At 71.1% G+C, this 15,132-nt stretch carries 16 protein-coding genes; 11 read left to right on the forward strand and 5 right to left on the reverse strand.

Features of this window, described 5'->3' with window-relative positions:
• Positions 1–352 precede the first annotated feature (352 nt).
• From CACI_RS22850 to CACI_RS22875, 6 genes are all read left to right on the forward strand, one after another.
• Positions 353–667 (forward strand): hypothetical protein, encoded by a 315-nt coding sequence (locus CACI_RS22850; protein WP_015793209.1) that lies wholly within the window; start codon positions 353–355, stop codon positions 665–667.
• On the forward strand, positions 667–2,214 hold the full coding sequence (locus CACI_RS22855) for a hypothetical protein (protein ID WP_015793210.1): 1,548 nt from the start codon (positions 667–669) through the stop codon (positions 2,212–2,214). Before CACI_RS22850 ends, CACI_RS22855 begins: the two co-directional genes overlap by 1 nt.
• A 57-nt stretch (positions 2,215–2,271) precedes the next feature.
• Positions 2,272–2,754, forward strand: a complete 483-nt coding sequence (locus CACI_RS22860; RefSeq protein WP_015793211.1) for a hypothetical protein — start codon at positions 2,272–2,274, stop codon at positions 2,752–2,754.
• 205 nt (positions 2,755–2,959) lie between these two features.
• Positions 2,960–3,580 (forward strand): hypothetical protein, encoded by a 621-nt coding sequence (locus tag CACI_RS22865; RefSeq protein ID WP_015793212.1) that lies wholly within the window; start codon positions 2,960–2,962, stop codon positions 3,578–3,580.
• Positions 3,577–4,176 (forward strand): hypothetical protein, encoded by a 600-nt coding sequence (locus CACI_RS22870; RefSeq protein WP_015793213.1) that lies wholly within the window; start codon positions 3,577–3,579, stop codon positions 4,174–4,176. Before CACI_RS22865 ends, CACI_RS22870 begins: the two co-directional genes overlap by 4 nt.
• 236 nt (positions 4,177–4,412) lie before the next feature.
• Complete coding sequence (locus CACI_RS22875; RefSeq protein WP_015793214.1) at positions 4,413–5,474, forward strand: tyrosine-type recombinase/integrase; 1,062 nt, start codon at positions 4,413–4,415, stop codon at positions 5,472–5,474.
• Positions 5,475–5,570: 96 nt separating this feature from the next.
• Here the strand turns inward: CACI_RS22875 and CACI_RS22880 are convergent, their stop codons facing one another.
• Positions 5,571–6,785: an acyl-CoA dehydrogenase family protein gene (locus CACI_RS22880; RefSeq protein ID WP_015793215.1), complete on the reverse strand. Its 1,215-nt coding sequence runs from the start codon at positions 6,783–6,785 to the stop codon at positions 5,571–5,573.
• A 215-nt stretch (positions 6,786–7,000) separates the two neighbouring features.
• Between CACI_RS22880 and CACI_RS22885 the strand changes: the two genes are divergently transcribed.
• Positions 7,001–7,636: a TetR family transcriptional regulator gene (locus CACI_RS22885; protein ID WP_015793216.1), complete on the forward strand. Its 636-nt coding sequence runs from the start codon at positions 7,001–7,003 to the stop codon at positions 7,634–7,636.
• A gap of 304 nt (positions 7,637–7,940) precedes the next feature.
• Positions 7,941–8,756: a polysaccharide deacetylase family protein gene (locus CACI_RS22890; protein WP_049871677.1), complete on the forward strand. Its 816-nt coding sequence runs from the start codon at positions 7,941–7,943 to the stop codon at positions 8,754–8,756.
• Between the two features lie 92 nt (positions 8,757–8,848).
• Here the strand turns inward: CACI_RS22890 and CACI_RS22895 are convergent, their stop codons facing one another.
• From CACI_RS22895 to CACI_RS22905, 3 genes are all read right to left on the reverse strand, one after another.
• On the reverse strand, positions 8,849–10,096 hold the full coding sequence (locus tag CACI_RS22895; protein ID WP_015793218.1) for a CaiB/BaiF CoA transferase family protein: 1,248 nt from the start codon (positions 10,094–10,096) through the stop codon (positions 8,849–8,851).
• Between the two features lie 107 nt (positions 10,097–10,203).
• Positions 10,204–10,608, reverse strand: coding sequence for a DUF3592 domain-containing protein (locus CACI_RS22900; protein WP_015793219.1), 405 nt, complete (start codon positions 10,606–10,608; stop codon positions 10,204–10,206).
• A 195-nt stretch (positions 10,609–10,803) separates the two neighbouring features.
• Positions 10,804–11,565 (reverse strand): NRDE family protein, encoded by a 762-nt coding sequence (locus CACI_RS22905; RefSeq protein ID WP_015793220.1) that lies wholly within the window; start codon positions 11,563–11,565, stop codon positions 10,804–10,806.
• Between the two features lie 222 nt (positions 11,566–11,787).
• On the opposite strand from CACI_RS22905, the gene CACI_RS22910 reads away from it, so the two are divergent.
• The 3 genes from CACI_RS22910 to CACI_RS22920 all read left to right on the forward strand — a co-directional run bounded on the left by CACI_RS22910 (position 11,788) and on the right by CACI_RS22920 (position 12,925).
• Positions 11,788–12,261: a hypothetical protein gene (locus tag CACI_RS22910; RefSeq protein WP_015793221.1), complete on the forward strand. Its 474-nt coding sequence runs from the start codon at positions 11,788–11,790 to the stop codon at positions 12,259–12,261.
• The gene (locus tag CACI_RS22915; RefSeq protein WP_015793222.1) at positions 12,258–12,461 is read left to right on the forward strand and encodes a DUF6186 family protein; all 204 of its coding nucleotides are present in this window, start codon (positions 12,258–12,260) and stop codon (positions 12,459–12,461) included. Before CACI_RS22910 ends, CACI_RS22915 begins: the two co-directional genes overlap by 4 nt.
• Positions 12,462–12,529: 68 nt before the next feature.
• A complete protein-coding gene (locus tag CACI_RS22920) occupies positions 12,530–12,925 on the forward strand; it encodes a VOC family protein (RefSeq protein WP_015793223.1) in 396 nt (131 codons plus the stop codon).
• 413 nt (positions 12,926–13,338) lie between these two features.
• Here the strand turns inward: CACI_RS22920 and CACI_RS45955 are convergent, their stop codons facing one another.
• Positions 13,339–15,015 carry a putative bifunctional diguanylate cyclase/phosphodiesterase gene (locus CACI_RS45955; protein WP_015793224.1) on the reverse strand — a complete coding sequence of 559 codons (1,677 nt, stop codon included), beginning with the start codon at positions 15,013–15,015 and terminating at the stop codon, positions 13,339–13,341.
• Between the last annotated feature and the right edge of the window lie 117 nt (positions 15,016–15,132).

Raw genomic sequence — 15,132 nt, forward strand, 5'->3', positions numbered from 1 at the left:
GCGCACTGAGCCGCCAGCCATCAGCCGCACACAAGATCGTGCCCAGCGAACCTGAACCATCGTCGAACACTCGCACACCAGTACCTCAACACCCCGCAACACACCTCGCAAAACCCCTCCCGACCCCCTCCTGCGATTGCCCGATAATGTACATTATGTAAAGTTGCCCATCCCCCATGGGGACCGGTCCCCCCGACCCGCAGTCGCGAACGGTCACGTCAAAGGCCTCAGATCAGCCCCTAAACCTCACAGGGCTTCCCAATATCGGCCGAAGACGTGACGCGCCGCATCCAGGTTGGCTACGCTCGTGCCGCGGTTGACGGGCTTTTCACGGGAGGGACGCGCCACAACCATGGCCAATCACATAGCAATCAACACCGGGACGCTTCGCGACATAGGGACCCAACTGGGCCGGCTGCGCGATGAGTTCAGCCACTCCACGGACATCACCGGCGCGGCCGCCGGCGAGATGGGCTCCGGGGACGTCGCCGGTGCTCTGAACAACTTCGCCTCGGACTGGTCGAAGAAGCGGGACTCGCTGACCCAGAACCTGGACACGCTGTCCACCACGGCCACGCAGTCCGCCGAGCACTGGGACGGCCTGGACGCCGACCTGGCCAAGTCCCTGATCAACGCCTTCCAGCAGACTCAGGGGGCGAAGAAGTAATGTCGCGCGACTGGACCAGCTTCGACTGGCAGACCGCCTCCGTCACCCAGGGCGACCTGATCCCCGGAGACCCCTACCAGGTGGCCGCGCTCGGCAAGCGCTTCCGCGACACCGCCGACGCCATCAACAAGCAGGCTGCGAACCTGCGCAACCTGGTCGACGGCCAGGGCTGGGACGCCGACTCCGGCCGCGCCTTCGCCAAGAAGGTCGGCGATACCGCGGACCTGCTGCAGAAGGCCTTCGGCCGGTACAACGAGGCCGCCGAAGCCCTGGGCAGCACCGTGCGCCCGTCGGGACCGCACGACGAGGTCTCCTGGCGCTCCGGCACCGAATGGGCCTCCACCCTGGAGCTGGCGCAGGTGAAGGCTCAGGACGCGCTGAACCGCGGCCGTGCCGCCGACGCCGACTCCCAGTCCGCGGCGCGCCAGCTCAGCACCGCGCAGGGCAACGCGCTGCCCAAGCCGGTCGCCGGCGCCCCGGCGACGCCGAACACGCACCCGGACCCCACCAACACCCCCGGTGCCAACGGCCTGACGCCCGCGGAGCAGAAGGCGCACAACGACAAGGCCGCCGCCGACGCCGTGGTGAACAAGGCCGGCGCCGACATCCAGCACGCCATCGACATCCGCGACAGGGAAGGCAAAGCCGTCGCCGGCGCCATCAACGACTTCATCAACGGCGACGGCCTGAAGAACCCCACCCACCACTGGTGGGACGTGGACTGGAAGGACCTGGTCGCCGACATCGGCCACATCGCCGGCGCGATCGCCGGCGTGTGCGGGATCCTGGCGCTGGCGCTGGCCTGGGTGCCGATCCTCGGCGAGGTGCTGGGCGCGATCGCCCTGATCGCCGGTGCCGTGGCGTTGATCAGCGACACCATCTCCGCCCTGGACGGCAAAGGCAACTGGTTCGACGTCGCCATCGACGTCGTCGGCCTGCTGTCCTGCGGCGCCGGCCGGATGCTGGGCACCGCGGCGAAGCTGTCCAAGGGTGCTGAGGCGTTCAACGCCGCGCGCGCCGGCGGCAAGGGCATCAGCGAGGCGCTGGAGCTCTCGGACATGTCCGCCAAGGACGTGCTGGCGCTGAAGAACGGCAACAGCGTGTTCAAGGTCGCGCGCTCGGAGTTCGGCAAGGGTCTGACCACCGGGCCGTTCAAGGACGTCCTGGGCAAGGTCGGGGACCTGAAGGCCGGGAACCTGAAGTTCGAGGCGCCGAGCCTGACCAGCTTCGGGCCGAACTTCGCCAAGGAAGCCGGCTGGAAGTTCCACCTCGCCGGCTGGTCCAACAGCACCTTCCCGCTGGGTCTGGGGCTGGCGAACCTGCAGATCCCGGAGAACATGAAGTCCTGGGAGCCGGGGTTCATGAACGTCAACCTGTTCAAGAGCGACCAGATCCCCAGCTGGGTGCCCGGTGTCGGCGGCGACCACGCGGGCGTGGGCTGGCTGCACGCCGGCGACTGGAACGCCACCAACTCCGGCATGGAGAACTACGACGCCCAGCCGCTGCGTCCCATCGCCTCCGCTGTGGGCGCCGACCCGGGCAACTGAGCCGACAGCGCACCGGCGCGCAGCCGGCGCCTCTCCCCCGCAATTTAGGATCGAGTCATGGATACGCCAGCGCTGCCGCCCGCCGAAGTCCTCCGGGTCTTGGAGGGCATGTCCTTCTTTCAGAAGCGGGCCTTGAAGAAGGCCGGCTTCAAATGGGACGGCCTGCACCGGCTGGCCGCCGCCACCTACGGCGCCGGTCTGGTCGAGGCGGTGCTGGCGTGCCACACCGACGTCCTGGGCCGGGAGCCGCGTGCCGATGAGCCTGAGAAGGCGCTGGCCGCGCAGCGGCATCCCGGGGTCAGCGCCGCCACCGGCTCTGCCGGGACCACGATGGACGTCTCGGCTTCCGGCCGCGGCCGGATGAACATCGACCCGGAGCTGCTGGCGCAGATGGAAGCCGCGAAGAAAGAGAAGAAGAAAGCAGACAAGGCAGCGAAGGCGGACAAGTCGAACAGATCAGATAGGTCGGGCAGGCCAGATAGGCCAGACAGGTCGGCCAAGGATCAGCGGCAGCGCCCCGGCGACCGCAAACTCCCGTGAGCAGCCGCTGATCCCGCCGACCCTGATCCCGCCGACCCCGATCCGCTGATCCGCTTATACCGCCGACTCTGCCGACTCCAATGACCTTGCCGACTCCGCTGACGAGGGCCTTGACCAGGTCCTGACCGCACCCTCCGATGCGCCGCCGCCGCGCGGTCGCCGCCGGTCTTCCGTCAGCGCCACCCCCCGAGGAAAAGAGAACCCAGTGAGCCAGGACGCTTCGATATCCCTGGAGCAGGGAGCGGAAGCGCCGCCTCCCCGGGACTACCGCGTCGCCATGCCCGAGAGCTGGGAGCGGATCGTCCTGAACCCCCAGACCTGGGACGCCGCGATCGCGCACATCACCGACAAGCAGTTCAAAGGCCAGGACAACGTCCCGCACATCAAAGCCCAGCTGCGCGAGAGCCTGCGGCAGCAGGCCGCCCAGGCTTTGGAGAACGGCGGGCTGGAGCTGTACCTGTCGCTGATGATCGTCGGCGGGCTGCCGCTGCCGGCCTCGCTGGTCGTCACGTTCATCCCGCCGCGCGGCGACACCGCGCCGCCGGCGCTGGAGGACCTGGCGATGGCCTACGCCGCCGACGGCGACGACGTCGGCATGATCACGCTGCCGACCGGTCCGGCACTGCGCCGCAAATGGCAGGAGCTGCCCGACCCGGGGCGGCAGATGGGAAACAACCGTCCCGTGTCCCACCTGGACATCCAGTTGGCCGTGCCCAACTCCCACGCCTTCCTGATGCTGTCGTTCTCCACCCCGATGTTCGAAGTCGCCGAAGCCCTCGACGGCCTGTTCGAGTCGATCGCCTCGACGCTGAGGTGGGTGCGGTGAACGCCACAGTGAAGGGCCGCCGCGTCGCCATACCGCTGCCCAAAGACGGCATCGCACTGCCCGTCGGGCAAAGCGGCGACCTGAAGACCTGGGCCGACTCCATCGCCCACGCCCAACTCGCCGGACAGGCCGGACAAGCCGAGATCGACGGCTTCTCCGACATGCTGCTGCAGGCCACCGCCGACTCCGCGCAGCGCGGAGCGACCCTGGCGATCCTGTGGGTGCCCTACGCCCTGGGCGGTGAAGCCGGCCGGATCGAAGTACGCGACTACGCCACCTCGCCGATGATGCCCGAGCTGCCGGAGCTGTCCGACGTCGTGGACTGGCTCACCTCCCCGGCCGCCGGCGCCACCGACAAACCCGAGGTCGTCTACGGCGAGCTGCCGCTGGGCCCGGCGGTCCGGCTGAAGTTCCAGGTGCTGTCCGACCCCGACGGCGAAGCCGACCTGTCGATCCTGAAGAACGCCGTCTACGTGGTGCGGCCGCGCGAATACGACTGCCTGGTCATGTTGAACGTGACCTGGTACGCCGGGGTGTACACCGACGAGCTGGACGAGCTCGCCGACGCCCTCGCGCAGCGGATCCAGATCCAGTAGCCGCCGCCCACGACCCTTCCCGGCTCGCAACGACTCGACCCAAGACGACACGACACGGCTCGGCGCGCCACACCGCGCCGAGTCCGGCGGCCGCGCGTCACCAGCCTCACCCGCGCCACCGCACCGTGCCGCGCCGACCGTCCCCCGGTCGGCGCGGCACACGTCTTTCCCCGCGCCCCGGTGACTTCCAGCCCGCCGCCGCCCCGGCTGTCCCCGGCATCTGCTTCGATGGGTCAGTGGCCGCGCCGAAACCGTTCACCCCGATCTCCGTCGCCGAAGCGGTCCACCGCTACCGCGACACCCTGCACCTGCGCGTGGCCACCGGGGCGATGTCCCCGGCCACCCGCGACGCCTACGTGCGGGACCTCACCGAAGCCGCCACCCTGCTGGGCCTGGACAAAGCCCTGGACGACGTCGAAGCCGAAGACGTCGAATACGCCCTGGTGCGCATCGCCAACGCCCCCGACCGCCGCTACACCCGCACCCGCAAAGCCGGACCCGGCGGCGAACCCGCCCCCGGCCGCGGCCTGCAAGCCCGCGCCCGCTGGACCGCCGCCGTGCGCGGCCTTTTCGCCTGGGCCGCCGAACAGGGCTACGTCCGCGCCGACCCCATGCCGCACGTCTCCCGCGTCCGCGTCCCCACCCGAGCCGTCGGCGCGCGCCTGGGCCTGACGGTGGAGCAGGCGCAGGCGCTGCAGGAGACGCCGGCGGTCGCGGCCTCCCGCAGTGAGTTGCGGGCCGATCAGCGTCTGACGATCCGCGACGAGGTGATCCTGCGGCTGCTGACCGAGACCGGGCCGCGGGTGGCGGAGGTGTGTGCGGCGAACCTGGACGATGTGCGGCAGCACGAGCTGACCGGGATGCCGGTGCTGCGGATCCGGGCCGGCAAAGGCGGGCGCAGCCGGGATGTGCCGCTGTCGCAGACGCTGGTGAGCATGCTTGAGCAGTATCAGCAGCATGAGAGGCCCGCTCCCCCGGCCGGCGACGCCGAAGCCGACCGCTCTGATGCGGCGCGCGCCTTGCTGGTGACGATCCGGGGGCGGCGGATGACCGCTCGCGATGTGCAGCGGATGGTGGAGCGGCGGGTGAAGCAGATGCCCGCGCAGCTGCGGCGGGCGGTGACGCCGCACGGTCTGCGGCACACCGCGGCCACGGTGTTGCTGCGTCAGGCCGGCGCCGACGTGGGGACCGTCGCCGACATCCTGGGGCACGCCGATGTCGGGACGACCTCGGTGTATCTGGATCCGTCGGCGACGGCCGCGGCGCAGGCTCTTCAGCGCTCGCCGCTGGCGCAGTAGGGGATGCGCTGCGTCAGGGTGCGCCGCGAGGGTGTGTGCTGCCCGCACCGGCGCCGCGCGCGGGTCAGGCGCTTCGGTGATGTCGGGCGGGGGCGGCTAGCGGATGGCGGCGCCGGAGATGGTGCGGGCGATGACCAGGCGCTGGATTTCGGAGGTGCCTTCGAAGATGGTGTAGATCGCCGAGTCGCGGTGCATGCGCTCGACGGGGTATTCGCGGGTGAAGCCGTTGCCGCCGAGGATCTGGATGGCTTCGGCGGTGACCTTCTTGCAGGTCTCGGAGGCGAACAGTTTCGACATGGAGCCTTCGGCGGAGTCGAAGCTCTTGCCGTTGCGGGCCATCCAGGCGGCGCGCCACACCAGCAGGCGGGAGGCGTCGACGCCGGTTTTCATGTCGGCGAGTTTGAACGCGACGGCCTGGTTCTCCACGATCGGCTTGCCGAACTGCACGCGGGTCTTGGCGTACTCCAGGGAGTACTCGTAGGCGGCGCGGGAGATGCCGACGGCCATGGCGCCGACGGCGGGGCGGGAGGCCTCGAAGGTGGCCATGGAGGCGTTGCCGCGGCTGGACTTGCCTTCGCGGGCGCGCGCCAGGCGGGCGTCGAGTTTCTCCTTGCCGCCGAGCAGGCACGAGCCGGGGACGCGGACGTCGTCCAGGACGACTTCGGCGGTGTGGGAGGCGCGGATGCCGTGCTTCTTGAACTTCTGACCCTGGCTCATGCCGGGGGTGTTCGGCGGGATGATGAAGGAGGCGTGGCCGCGGCTGCCCAGGTCGGCATCGACGGTGGCGACCACGACGTGGACGTTGGCGATGCCGCCGTTGGTGGCCCAGGTCTTGGTGCCGTTCAGGACCCATTCGTCCTTGGCCTGGTCGTAGACGGCGCGGGTGCGCATCGCCGCGACGTCGGAGCCGGCGTCGGGCTCGGAGGAGCAGAACGCGCCGAGTTTGACGTCGTCGGCGGTGCCGAACATCTGCGGGACCCATTCGCCGACCTGCTCCGGGGTGCCGTTGGACACCACCGACACCGCGGCCAGGCCCGTGCCGGACAGGGCCAGGCCGATGCCGGCGTCGCCCCAGAACATCTCCTCCATGGCGATCGGGATGCCGAGGCCGGATTCGTCGAACCACTGGTTGGCGTAGAAGTCCAGGGAGTACAGGCCGGCTTTGGCGGCTTCCTGCAGGATCGGCCAGGGCGTCTCCTCCCGCTCGTCCCATTCGGCGGCGGCGGGCCGGATGACGTCGGCGGCGAATCCGTGGATCCAGTCGCGCAGCTCGATCTGGTCCTCGGTCAGTTCCAGGGAGAACCCGGTCATCGTCTCGTTCACTGTCCTTCGGGTCTGTTGAGCGCCGCGCCACTTACGTGGGCACGGTTCGGAGCCGCGGGGCTCGCGCCCGCGCCTACCGACGGGTAACCTCGGTCGCCGCTAGTGTGTTACCGGCGGTAACTTCTGTCAAGATGGCGACCATACCCGCGCATACCCGCGAGGCGCACCGGCGGCACACCCGCACGACTTTAGGAAGGGACCTGATGGCGACCGAGGCAGCCGAATCCCCCACGGCATCGACGCCGCCGGGCCGCCCCGAGCCGCGCCGGCGCGGACCGCGCACCCGCACCGAACTGCTGGACGCCGCCGAGCGCGTGGTGCTGCGCGACGGCCCGTCGGCGTCGATGAACGCCATCGCCGCCGAGGCCGGCATCACCAAACCGATCCTGTACCGGCACTTCGGGGACAAGGCGGGGCTGTACGTCGCCCTGGCCGACCGGCACATCGAGACGCTGCTGGAGCTGCTGCGCGAAGCCCTGACGCGCCCGGCGACCCGCCGGGAGCGCACCGTGGCCGCCATCGACGCCTGGCTGCGCCTGGTCGAGGGCAACCCGGCGCTGTACCGGTTCCTGGTGCACCGCGGCCAAGCAGAGGAGCCGGAAGTGCGCGACCGCGTCGCGATGTTCCAACGCCGCCTCGGAGACGCCCTGGCCATAGGGATCGCCGCGGAACTGGGACTGCCCGAGGACCAGTGGCCGCGCGCCCAAGCCTGGGCCCACGGCATCGTCGGGATGGTGCAGGCCGCCAGCGACTGGTGGCTCGACGAGCAACCGTTCGGTCGCGAAGATCTCACACGGCATCTGGCGGACCTGATCGACGGAGCCTACGCACACACCTAGGCCGCGCCGGCGATCACTGCGCGGCGCGGTGACGTTTAGCTGACAGTGTGTGAGAATTCGGCGCTCACCTGCGGAATCGCCGACGCCGAACCTCAACTGGCGAACAGCTTTTTCAGAAAGTCTTCATAGAACTCAACCCGGCGCGCGCCCAACGCGTCCCATTGGCGTGAACGTTACGGGTCCTGATCCTCAAGATTCCCCCCGCGAGTCCGGGCTTCGGCTCGGCAGCGGTACGTCTCGCCGGCTGCTGTTGGGCGTCGGCGGTGTGATGCTGCTGGGGGGATGCGCGTCCACCGGCAAACCCGTGGCGGTCCGGCCGGCCGGCGCCACGACCCCGACGGCCGGCGGCAGTCCCAGATCCCGCCCGACCACCGGCGGCGCGCCCTTTCCCGGACAGAGCCCGGCCAGCCCCGGCACCAGCCCCGCCGGCGGCGACACCTCCACCGCCCCGGGCGACTCGCACAGCAACGGCTCCGCGCCGCCGGACAGCTCCCCGCCGCCGAGTGCCACCGGACAGGACCCGCCGCCGCCGGCCGGCCACCCGCAGTTCTACGTCCACGAAGGCGACAAAGCCATAGCCCTGACCATCGACGACGGGCCCAGCAGCAAGTACACCCCGCAGGTGCTGGCGCTGCTGGCGCAGTACAAGATCCCGGCGACGTTCTGCATGATCGGCCAGAACGCCGCCCAGCACGCCTCCCTCGTGGCCGAGGTCAGTGCCGCCGGCCACCTGGTCGCCAACCACACCTGGACCCACCCGAACCTGGCCAAGATGAGCGAGGCCCAGGTCACCGCCGAGATCGAGCGCACCAACGACGCCATCACCAAAGGCGGCGCCCGCCAGCCGGTCCTGTTCCGCGCCCCCGGCGGCAACTGGTCCCCGACCGTGTTCTCGGTCTGCGCCAAACTGGGCCTGCGCGCCCTGGACTGGTCGGTCGACCCCCGCGACTGGTCCCGCCCCGGCACCGACCACATCGTGCAGACCGTGATGGGCCACACCCACACCGGCTCGATCATCCTGGAACACGACGGCGGCGGCGACCGGTCCCAGACCGTGGCCGCGCTGCAGCGGTTCCTGCCGCAGCTGCTCGAAGCGGGGTACAAGTTCGTACAGCCCTGACGGGACCTAGAGGATCCCTGTGGACTTGCCCGCGCGGGCGCCGGTCACGATCAGGCACGGCGGCTGCGGTGACGGCTGCGGCGCGCGCCGTCTCAGAACCCGAACTCGGCCCGGATCGCCGCGCCGTGCTCGTCCAGCTCCGGCGCTGCCGGCCGCTCCACCGGGTCGGGGTAGCCGGCCATCTTCACCACCTGGCCCGGCAGCTCCAGGCCGCCGGCGGTGATCCGCATGCGGCGGGCCTGGGTCTGCACGTCGGTCATCGCCTGCCCGATGTCGTTCACCGGCGCGCACGGCACCTTCGCCGCCTCCAGCCGCGCCAGCCAGTTCGCGCAGGTGTCGGCGGCCAGCAGTTCCTCGATGACGGCCGTGAGCAGCAGGCGGTTCGCCGAGCGGTTCGCGTTCTGCGCGAACTGCGGGTTCTGCGCCAGCTCCGGGGCGCCGAGCGCGGCGGCGAAGGACACGAACAGCGCGTCGTTGCCGACGCACACCACGATCTGCCCGTCGGCGGCGGCGAAAGCGCCGAACGGCGCGATGTTCGGATGGTGTGAGCCGATACGGTTCGGCACGGTGCGATCGGCCAGCCACGCCAGGGCGTTGCCTTCCAGGAACGACACCGTCGCGTCGAACATCGCGATGTCGATGTGTGTGCCGCGGCCGTGGATGCCGCGGCCCACCAGGGCGGCCATCACCGCCCCGAAGGTGTAGACGCCGGCGGACAGGTCCGAGACCGACGCGCCGGACTTCACCGGCGGACCCTCCGGCTCCCCGGTCACCGACATCAGGCCGCTGCGAGCCTGGATGACCGCGTCGTACGCGGGCTCGCCGGAGCGCGGACCGGTCGCGCCGTACCCGGACACCGAGGCGTACACCAGCCGCGGGTTGCGGGCCCGCAGCGCCTGCGCGCCGAGCCCGAGGCGGTCCATCACCCCGGGCCGGAAGTTCTCCACCAGCACGTCGGCGCGCGCCGCGAGCGCGGCGACCTGTTCGGGGTGCTTCTTCAGGTCGACGGCGAGGGACTGCTTGCCGCGGTTGACGCGGGCGAAGTACATGGAGCGGCCGTCGGCGGCGAACGGGCCGTAGCGGCGGGAGTCGTCGCCGGTCGCCGGATGCTCGACCTTGATCACTCGGGCGCCGAGGTCGGCCATGATCATCGTGGCGAACGGTCCGGCCAGCACCCGCGTCAGGTCGATGACGAGCAGTCCGGCCAGCGGCCCGGCCGTGGAAGGATCGTCGGCGGAGGGGGCATCAGTCGGGGCATCGGTCGGGGCGTCGGAGGCGCCAGGAGCGGAGACGTTCTGCTCGTCGCGGGGATGGTCGGCGTCGGGGTGCACGGCGGTCATGAATGATCAGCGTGGCATGCCGGGCGGTGCGCGTCGATATGACACGGCTATCGTGCGCCTCACAGCCTTCGGCAAGGGTTGCCGTACCGGCGGTGCGGCGCCGGACCTCACAGCGGTATGACGCCGGCGACGATCAGCAGCCCGGCCAGGAACACCCCGCCGGACAGCAGGACGGCCCGGGTGTTCTCCCAGGGTTGGCGCTGGTAGTAGGCCTTGGGCAGGATCGTGGCGGTGCCGGCCGGATCGGCCGGGTCGTACAGGACCGGGAGGTAGGCGCCGACCCGGACCTTCTCAGCGGCTTTGGACCGCTCCTTGTAGCCGACCCGGTTGCCGTCGGTGTCGGTGAAGGCGATGATCGCGCGGTCGTCCGTCACGATCTTCTGCACGGTTCCCTCGGCGACCACGCCGTCGGTGACGGCGGGCAGGTGCGGCTGCGCGCCCTTGGCGCGGATGAGCGTCAGCAAGGCGGTGGTCGCCCCGCCGAGGATGATGAGGACGACCCCCACGAACATCACATCACCTCTCCTGTCGTCCAAGCGTCGCAGCCCGAACATCTCAGGATGTTACATCAGCTGATGTGAATGAGTCAGTGGAAGCGTATTTACACCAGCCGGAATTTCGGCCCTCTGCGCCTGGCGGTCCGCGACCCTCTCAGCCGCCGACGATCCGCCACCCGATCCGCCACCCGATCCGCCTCCCGGGCCGTCTCAGTCCTGCACCACCGGCGACCAGGCTGCCGGGTCCCCCGGCGTCCCGCTGAAGTCGTACCGCACCCCGCCGGAAGCCCGCAGCGCCACCAGCGACACCGACGTCGTGCCCCAGGTCCGCTCGCCGAATTCGCGCCGCACCAGCAGCGCCCGGTCGTCCAGCGGATCCAGCCCGCCGCCCTCCAGCAGCGGCAGCCACGGCTCCCACGCCTGCCGCGTCGCCACCTTCGGCGCCGGCTGCGGACGCCGCGCGGTCAGCAGCCGCGGCCGGAAGAACCCCAGCCGCGCCGCCATCGCCTCGGTTCCGGGCCCGTCCGTCGGATCGGTTCCCTCTAGGCCGCTGTTCACCACCACGTGCAGACCCGCCGCCAAATCCTGCCGCTGATGCTGCTCGCCGTCCCAGCTGAGCAGAAACACCTCACGCACCGTCGCGCAGATCAGATGGAACGGGTCGTAGCGGGTGAAGTCCAACCGTTCCATGTCCTCGCCGGCGCCGGCGGCGGCGAACCGCAGCGGCAGATCCCCGCGCGAGCGCCGCCCGGCCTCCGGCGCCAGGGGACCGCGGCCGTTGAGCACGCACGCCACGCGGCAGGCGTCCGGATCCACCGCCAGCCACGTCCCGGAAGCCAGCAGATCCTGCCCGCCGATCAGGCGCGGATACCGCGGCCAGTGCCGGCCCGGCGGGATCCACGGCCGGTCGTGGAACTCATCACGCACCCCGGCCAGCACAACCGGGTACTCCGAGGAGGGCTCGACACTCACGATCGCGGTGCACACCCCCTTATCACAGCAGCCTGCGCCGACCTGGGCGAACCCGGGTCCGCACCGGGCTCGGCCAACTGCGGCGATCACGCTGAGCCACCAGGGTGCAAACGGTGTGTGGTTCGGCGATGTTCGGGGTATCCGCGCTCCACAAGACGTCCGCGAAGGCCCGGTGAACCCCCGCCGGAGCTGCGGGGGTGCGAACAAGAAGCGGGAGCCGCGATGACGCAGGAATCCGTGCCCGCGGGCCGCCGGGCCGACACCGCCGGCGACCGGACGCCGCTGCGCGTCCACACCGTCCCGGAACCGTTGAGCGTGACCCACCCCACCTCCGAGATGATCTCCTGGGCCGCTGTCGGCCTCGGCTTCTCCCTGATCGCCGGCACCTTCGCCCGCCTGACCATCCCCGCCGAACTCGCCACCGTGCTGCCCGGCGCCGCCCTGGTCTGGTACGCGCTGCGCCCCACCACCGCGCACTTCCCCGCCCCCGAGCCCTTCGCGCGCCGCAGCACCGTCGCCTGGGCCGCGGTCGCGGTCGCGTTCGGCATCTGGGAGCTGTACGCCGCCGCCCGAGGCTCCACCCACGCCCACCCGACCCTGTCGATCCTCCTGGGCCCGCTCATCGACCCCCCGCCGGCGCGCGCCGCCGGCTACGTCGCGTGGCTGCTGGCCGGGGTGTGGGTGGTGCGCCGATGAGCCCGCGCACCATCACCATCGCCGGATACGTCGTCATCGGCATCGCCGCGGTGATGGTGGAGCTGGTCGCGCGCCGCCCTTCCAGCGGCATCCCGCGGCTGTCGGAGCTGATCACCAAGGTCATGCACGAGCGGTGGGGGCGCGTCGGGATGCTTCTGGTGTGGTGGTGGCTGGGGTTCCACTTCCTGTCCCGGTCCTGACCCCGACTCCGACCCGGTTTCGACCCGGTTCCGACTCTGACTTCTCACCCCGCGCCCTGGAGGCCCTGATGCGGATCCACCTGACCAACGTGTTCGTCGACGACCAGGCCAAGGCCGAGAGCTTCTACACCGGCAAGCTCGGGTTCCTCGTCAAGGCCGACGTGCCGGTCGGCGCGGACCGCTGGCTGACCGTGGTGTCCCCCGAAGCGCCCGACGGCACGCAGCTGCTGCTGGAGCCCAGCAGCCACGCCGCGGTGACGCCGTTCAAGGAGGCGCTGGTCGCCGACGGCATCCCGGCGGCCAGTTTCGCCGTCGACGACATCGCCGCCGAGTACGAGCGGCTCAGCGCTCTGGGTGTGCGGTTCACGCAGGAACCCACCGACATGGGCCCGGTCGTCACCGCGATCCTGGACGACACCTGCGGCAACCTGATCCAGCTGATGCAGATCGCCTACGACGGCTAGGCGCGCGCCGTACCAGTTCGCCCGGACACTCGCGGCCACGACCTGATCCGTCTGGATTCCCCTGGTCACATCGGGATTTCCCTGATCACCGCCGACACCGCCGACACTGCTCGACACCGCCGACATCACCGTTGCCGCGGCCGGAAACGAAAAGCCGGGCGGGCCGTGACCCTGGTCCGAAGGTCGCGGCCCGCCCGAGTGTCGGTGTCGCTGGGGGAGCTTGTCCAACACGGTCCGGCTCGGTGAGCCGGCACACACATCAGACCGCGCCGAGGGCCTGCCATGCCAGTGGCCGGCGGGAGGATCAGCCTTCGGGGTGCAAGGAAGTCCTCTCCAGTTCCCCCGCGTGCCAGCCCGAAGTCCCCCCTCGAGCCGCCTCAAGCCGCCTCAAGCCGCCTCAAGCCCTCTTGGCTTCAGGCGGCCAGCGGCGCCCCGCGCGCCAGCAGGTCCAGGATTCCGGCGGCCGGCAGCGCCCGGGAGAACAGCCAGCCCTGCCCGGTGTCGACTCCGAGGCGGCGCACCGTCTCCAGCTGCCCGGCGGTCTCCACACCCTCGGCGGTCACTGTCAGGCCCAGGGCGTGTCCGAGCGCGGTGACCGTGGCGATGATCTGCTCGTCGGCGCCGCACGGACCCGTCGTACCGGCTGCGCCCGCGGCCGCGCCGACCGCGCCTGCTGAGGCGAGTCCGGCGACGAACGTGCCGTCGATCTTCAGGATGTGCACCGGCAGCCGCCGCAGATGCGAGAGGTTCGAATAGCCGGTCCCGAAGTCGTCGACGGCGATCGCCACGCCCTTGTCGGCCAGCGCCCGCAGCGTCGCCTGCGCCGCGTCGTCGCCGGGCAGCAGCGCCGACTCGGTGATCTCCAGCCGCAGCCGCTGCGGCGCCAGCCCGGACTCGGCGAGCGCCGAGAGCACGTGCCCCATCAGCCGCGGGTCCCGGCACTGGCGCACCGCGACGTTCACCGACACCGGCGGCGCCGGCTGCCCCGGCGCGTCCGGCCACGTCGCCGCCGCCTGGCACGCCTCGGACAGGATGCGCCGGCCCAGCTCCACGATCAGCCCGGAGTCCTCGGCCAGCGAGATGAACCGGTCCGGCGGCACGATCCCGAACCGCGGATGCCGCCAGCGCACCAGCGCCTCCACGCCGGTCACGGCGCCGTCGGACAGCGACACGATCGGCTGGTACTCGCAGTAGAACTGCCCGGACTCCACCGCCGCCGGCAGGTCCGCCGCCAGCCGGTACCGGGCCACGTCCGCCCCGGCGCGCTCGGCGTCGAACAGCGTCCACCGGTCCCGGCCCTCGCCCTTGGCCCAGTACAGCGCCAGATCCGCCGCGCGCAGCAGGTCCTCCGGCGCCGAGGCCGCCGCCAGGGCCTCGACCGCGCCGATCGAGGCGGTGACCGTCAGGTCTCTGCCCTCCACGCGCAGCGGGTCCCGCAGCGCCGCCAGCACCCGCTCGGCGACCCGCTCCACGATGGGACGGCTTGAGGCCGAGCGGCGCGGCGCCTCAGCACCCTGCGGTGCCGCCGGGTCGCCGGACGTCCCGGAACCTGAGCTTGAGCCAGGGCCAGGGCCAGGGCCGGAGCTGGCAGCAGTGCCGTTGCTGCCGTTGCTCCCGTTGCCTGTGGCCGCCGCTGCGGCCGTGCCCGCGCCGTGGTCGCCGTAGTCGACCAGCACCGCGAACTCATCACCCCCGGTGCGCGCCAGCAGATGCCCGCCGGGCTCCAGCACCGCCCGCAGCCGGGTCGCCACCGCCGCCAGGAACCGGTCCCCGGCGCCGAACCCCAGCAGGGCGTTGATCTGCCGGAACCCGTCCAGGTCCAGGCTGCACAAACCGATCCGCTGCCCCGGCCGGGCCCGCGGGCCGGTGCGCGCCTCCAGCCACCGGCCCAGCATCGCCCGGTTCGGCAGCCCCGTGAGCTCGTCCGACCACGGCGCGGAAGAGCGCGGCGCGGCCGCTTCGGCATGCGCCGTGGACGAATTCTGACCGGACACCGCGACCACCTCCATCGCGGACCAGGACGTCTGTTTGGCCTGACCCGCATCGCCGCCTGCCTGCACGGCTTCCGAACGACTACCGAGCGCGATCATAGGACCATCCGGGGGCGCTGTGACGGCGCACACACTCCCGGATCACCTGATCGTGGCCGTACTGTCACACTCCCACCGCACACTTCACGCCCGCGCCGCACCCTCGGCGCGCGCCGG

This window comes from Catenulispora acidiphila DSM 44928, from assembly GCF_000024025.1.
GTDB lineage: Bacteria > Actinomycetota > Actinomycetes > Streptomycetales > Catenulisporaceae > Catenulispora > Catenulispora acidiphila.

Coding starts and splice junctions, on each gene's coding strand:
- CACI_RS22900 (WP_015793219.1), bottom strand. CDS start 10,608: ATGTTCGTGGGGGTCGTCCTCATCATCCTCGGCGGGGCGACCACCGCC.
- CACI_RS22880 (WP_015793215.1), bottom strand. CDS start 6,785: ATGACCGGGTTCTCCCTGGAACTGACCGAGGACCAGATCGAGCTGCGC.
- CACI_RS45955 (WP_015793224.1), bottom strand. CDS start 15,015: ATGATCGCGCTCGGTAGTCGTTCGGAAGCCGTGCAGGCAGGCGGCGAT.
- CACI_RS22915 (WP_015793222.1), top strand. CDS start 12,258: ATGAGCCCGCGCACCATCACCATCGCCGGATACGTCGTCATCGGCATC.
- CACI_RS22855 (WP_015793210.1), top strand. CDS start 667: ATGTCGCGCGACTGGACCAGCTTCGACTGGCAGACCGCCTCCGTCACC.
- CACI_RS22920 (WP_015793223.1), top strand. CDS start 12,530: ATGCGGATCCACCTGACCAACGTGTTCGTCGACGACCAGGCCAAGGCC.
- CACI_RS22895 (WP_015793218.1), bottom strand. CDS start 10,096: ATGACCGCCGTGCACCCCGACGCCGACCATCCCCGCGACGAGCAGAAC.
- CACI_RS22850 (WP_015793209.1), top strand. CDS start 353: ATGGCCAATCACATAGCAATCAACACCGGGACGCTTCGCGACATAGGG.
- CACI_RS22910 (WP_015793221.1), top strand. CDS start 11,788: ATGACGCAGGAATCCGTGCCCGCGGGCCGCCGGGCCGACACCGCCGGC.
- CACI_RS22860 (WP_015793211.1), top strand. CDS start 2,272: ATGGATACGCCAGCGCTGCCGCCCGCCGAAGTCCTCCGGGTCTTGGAG.
- CACI_RS22885 (WP_015793216.1), top strand. CDS start 7,001: ATGGCGACCGAGGCAGCCGAATCCCCCACGGCATCGACGCCGCCGGGC.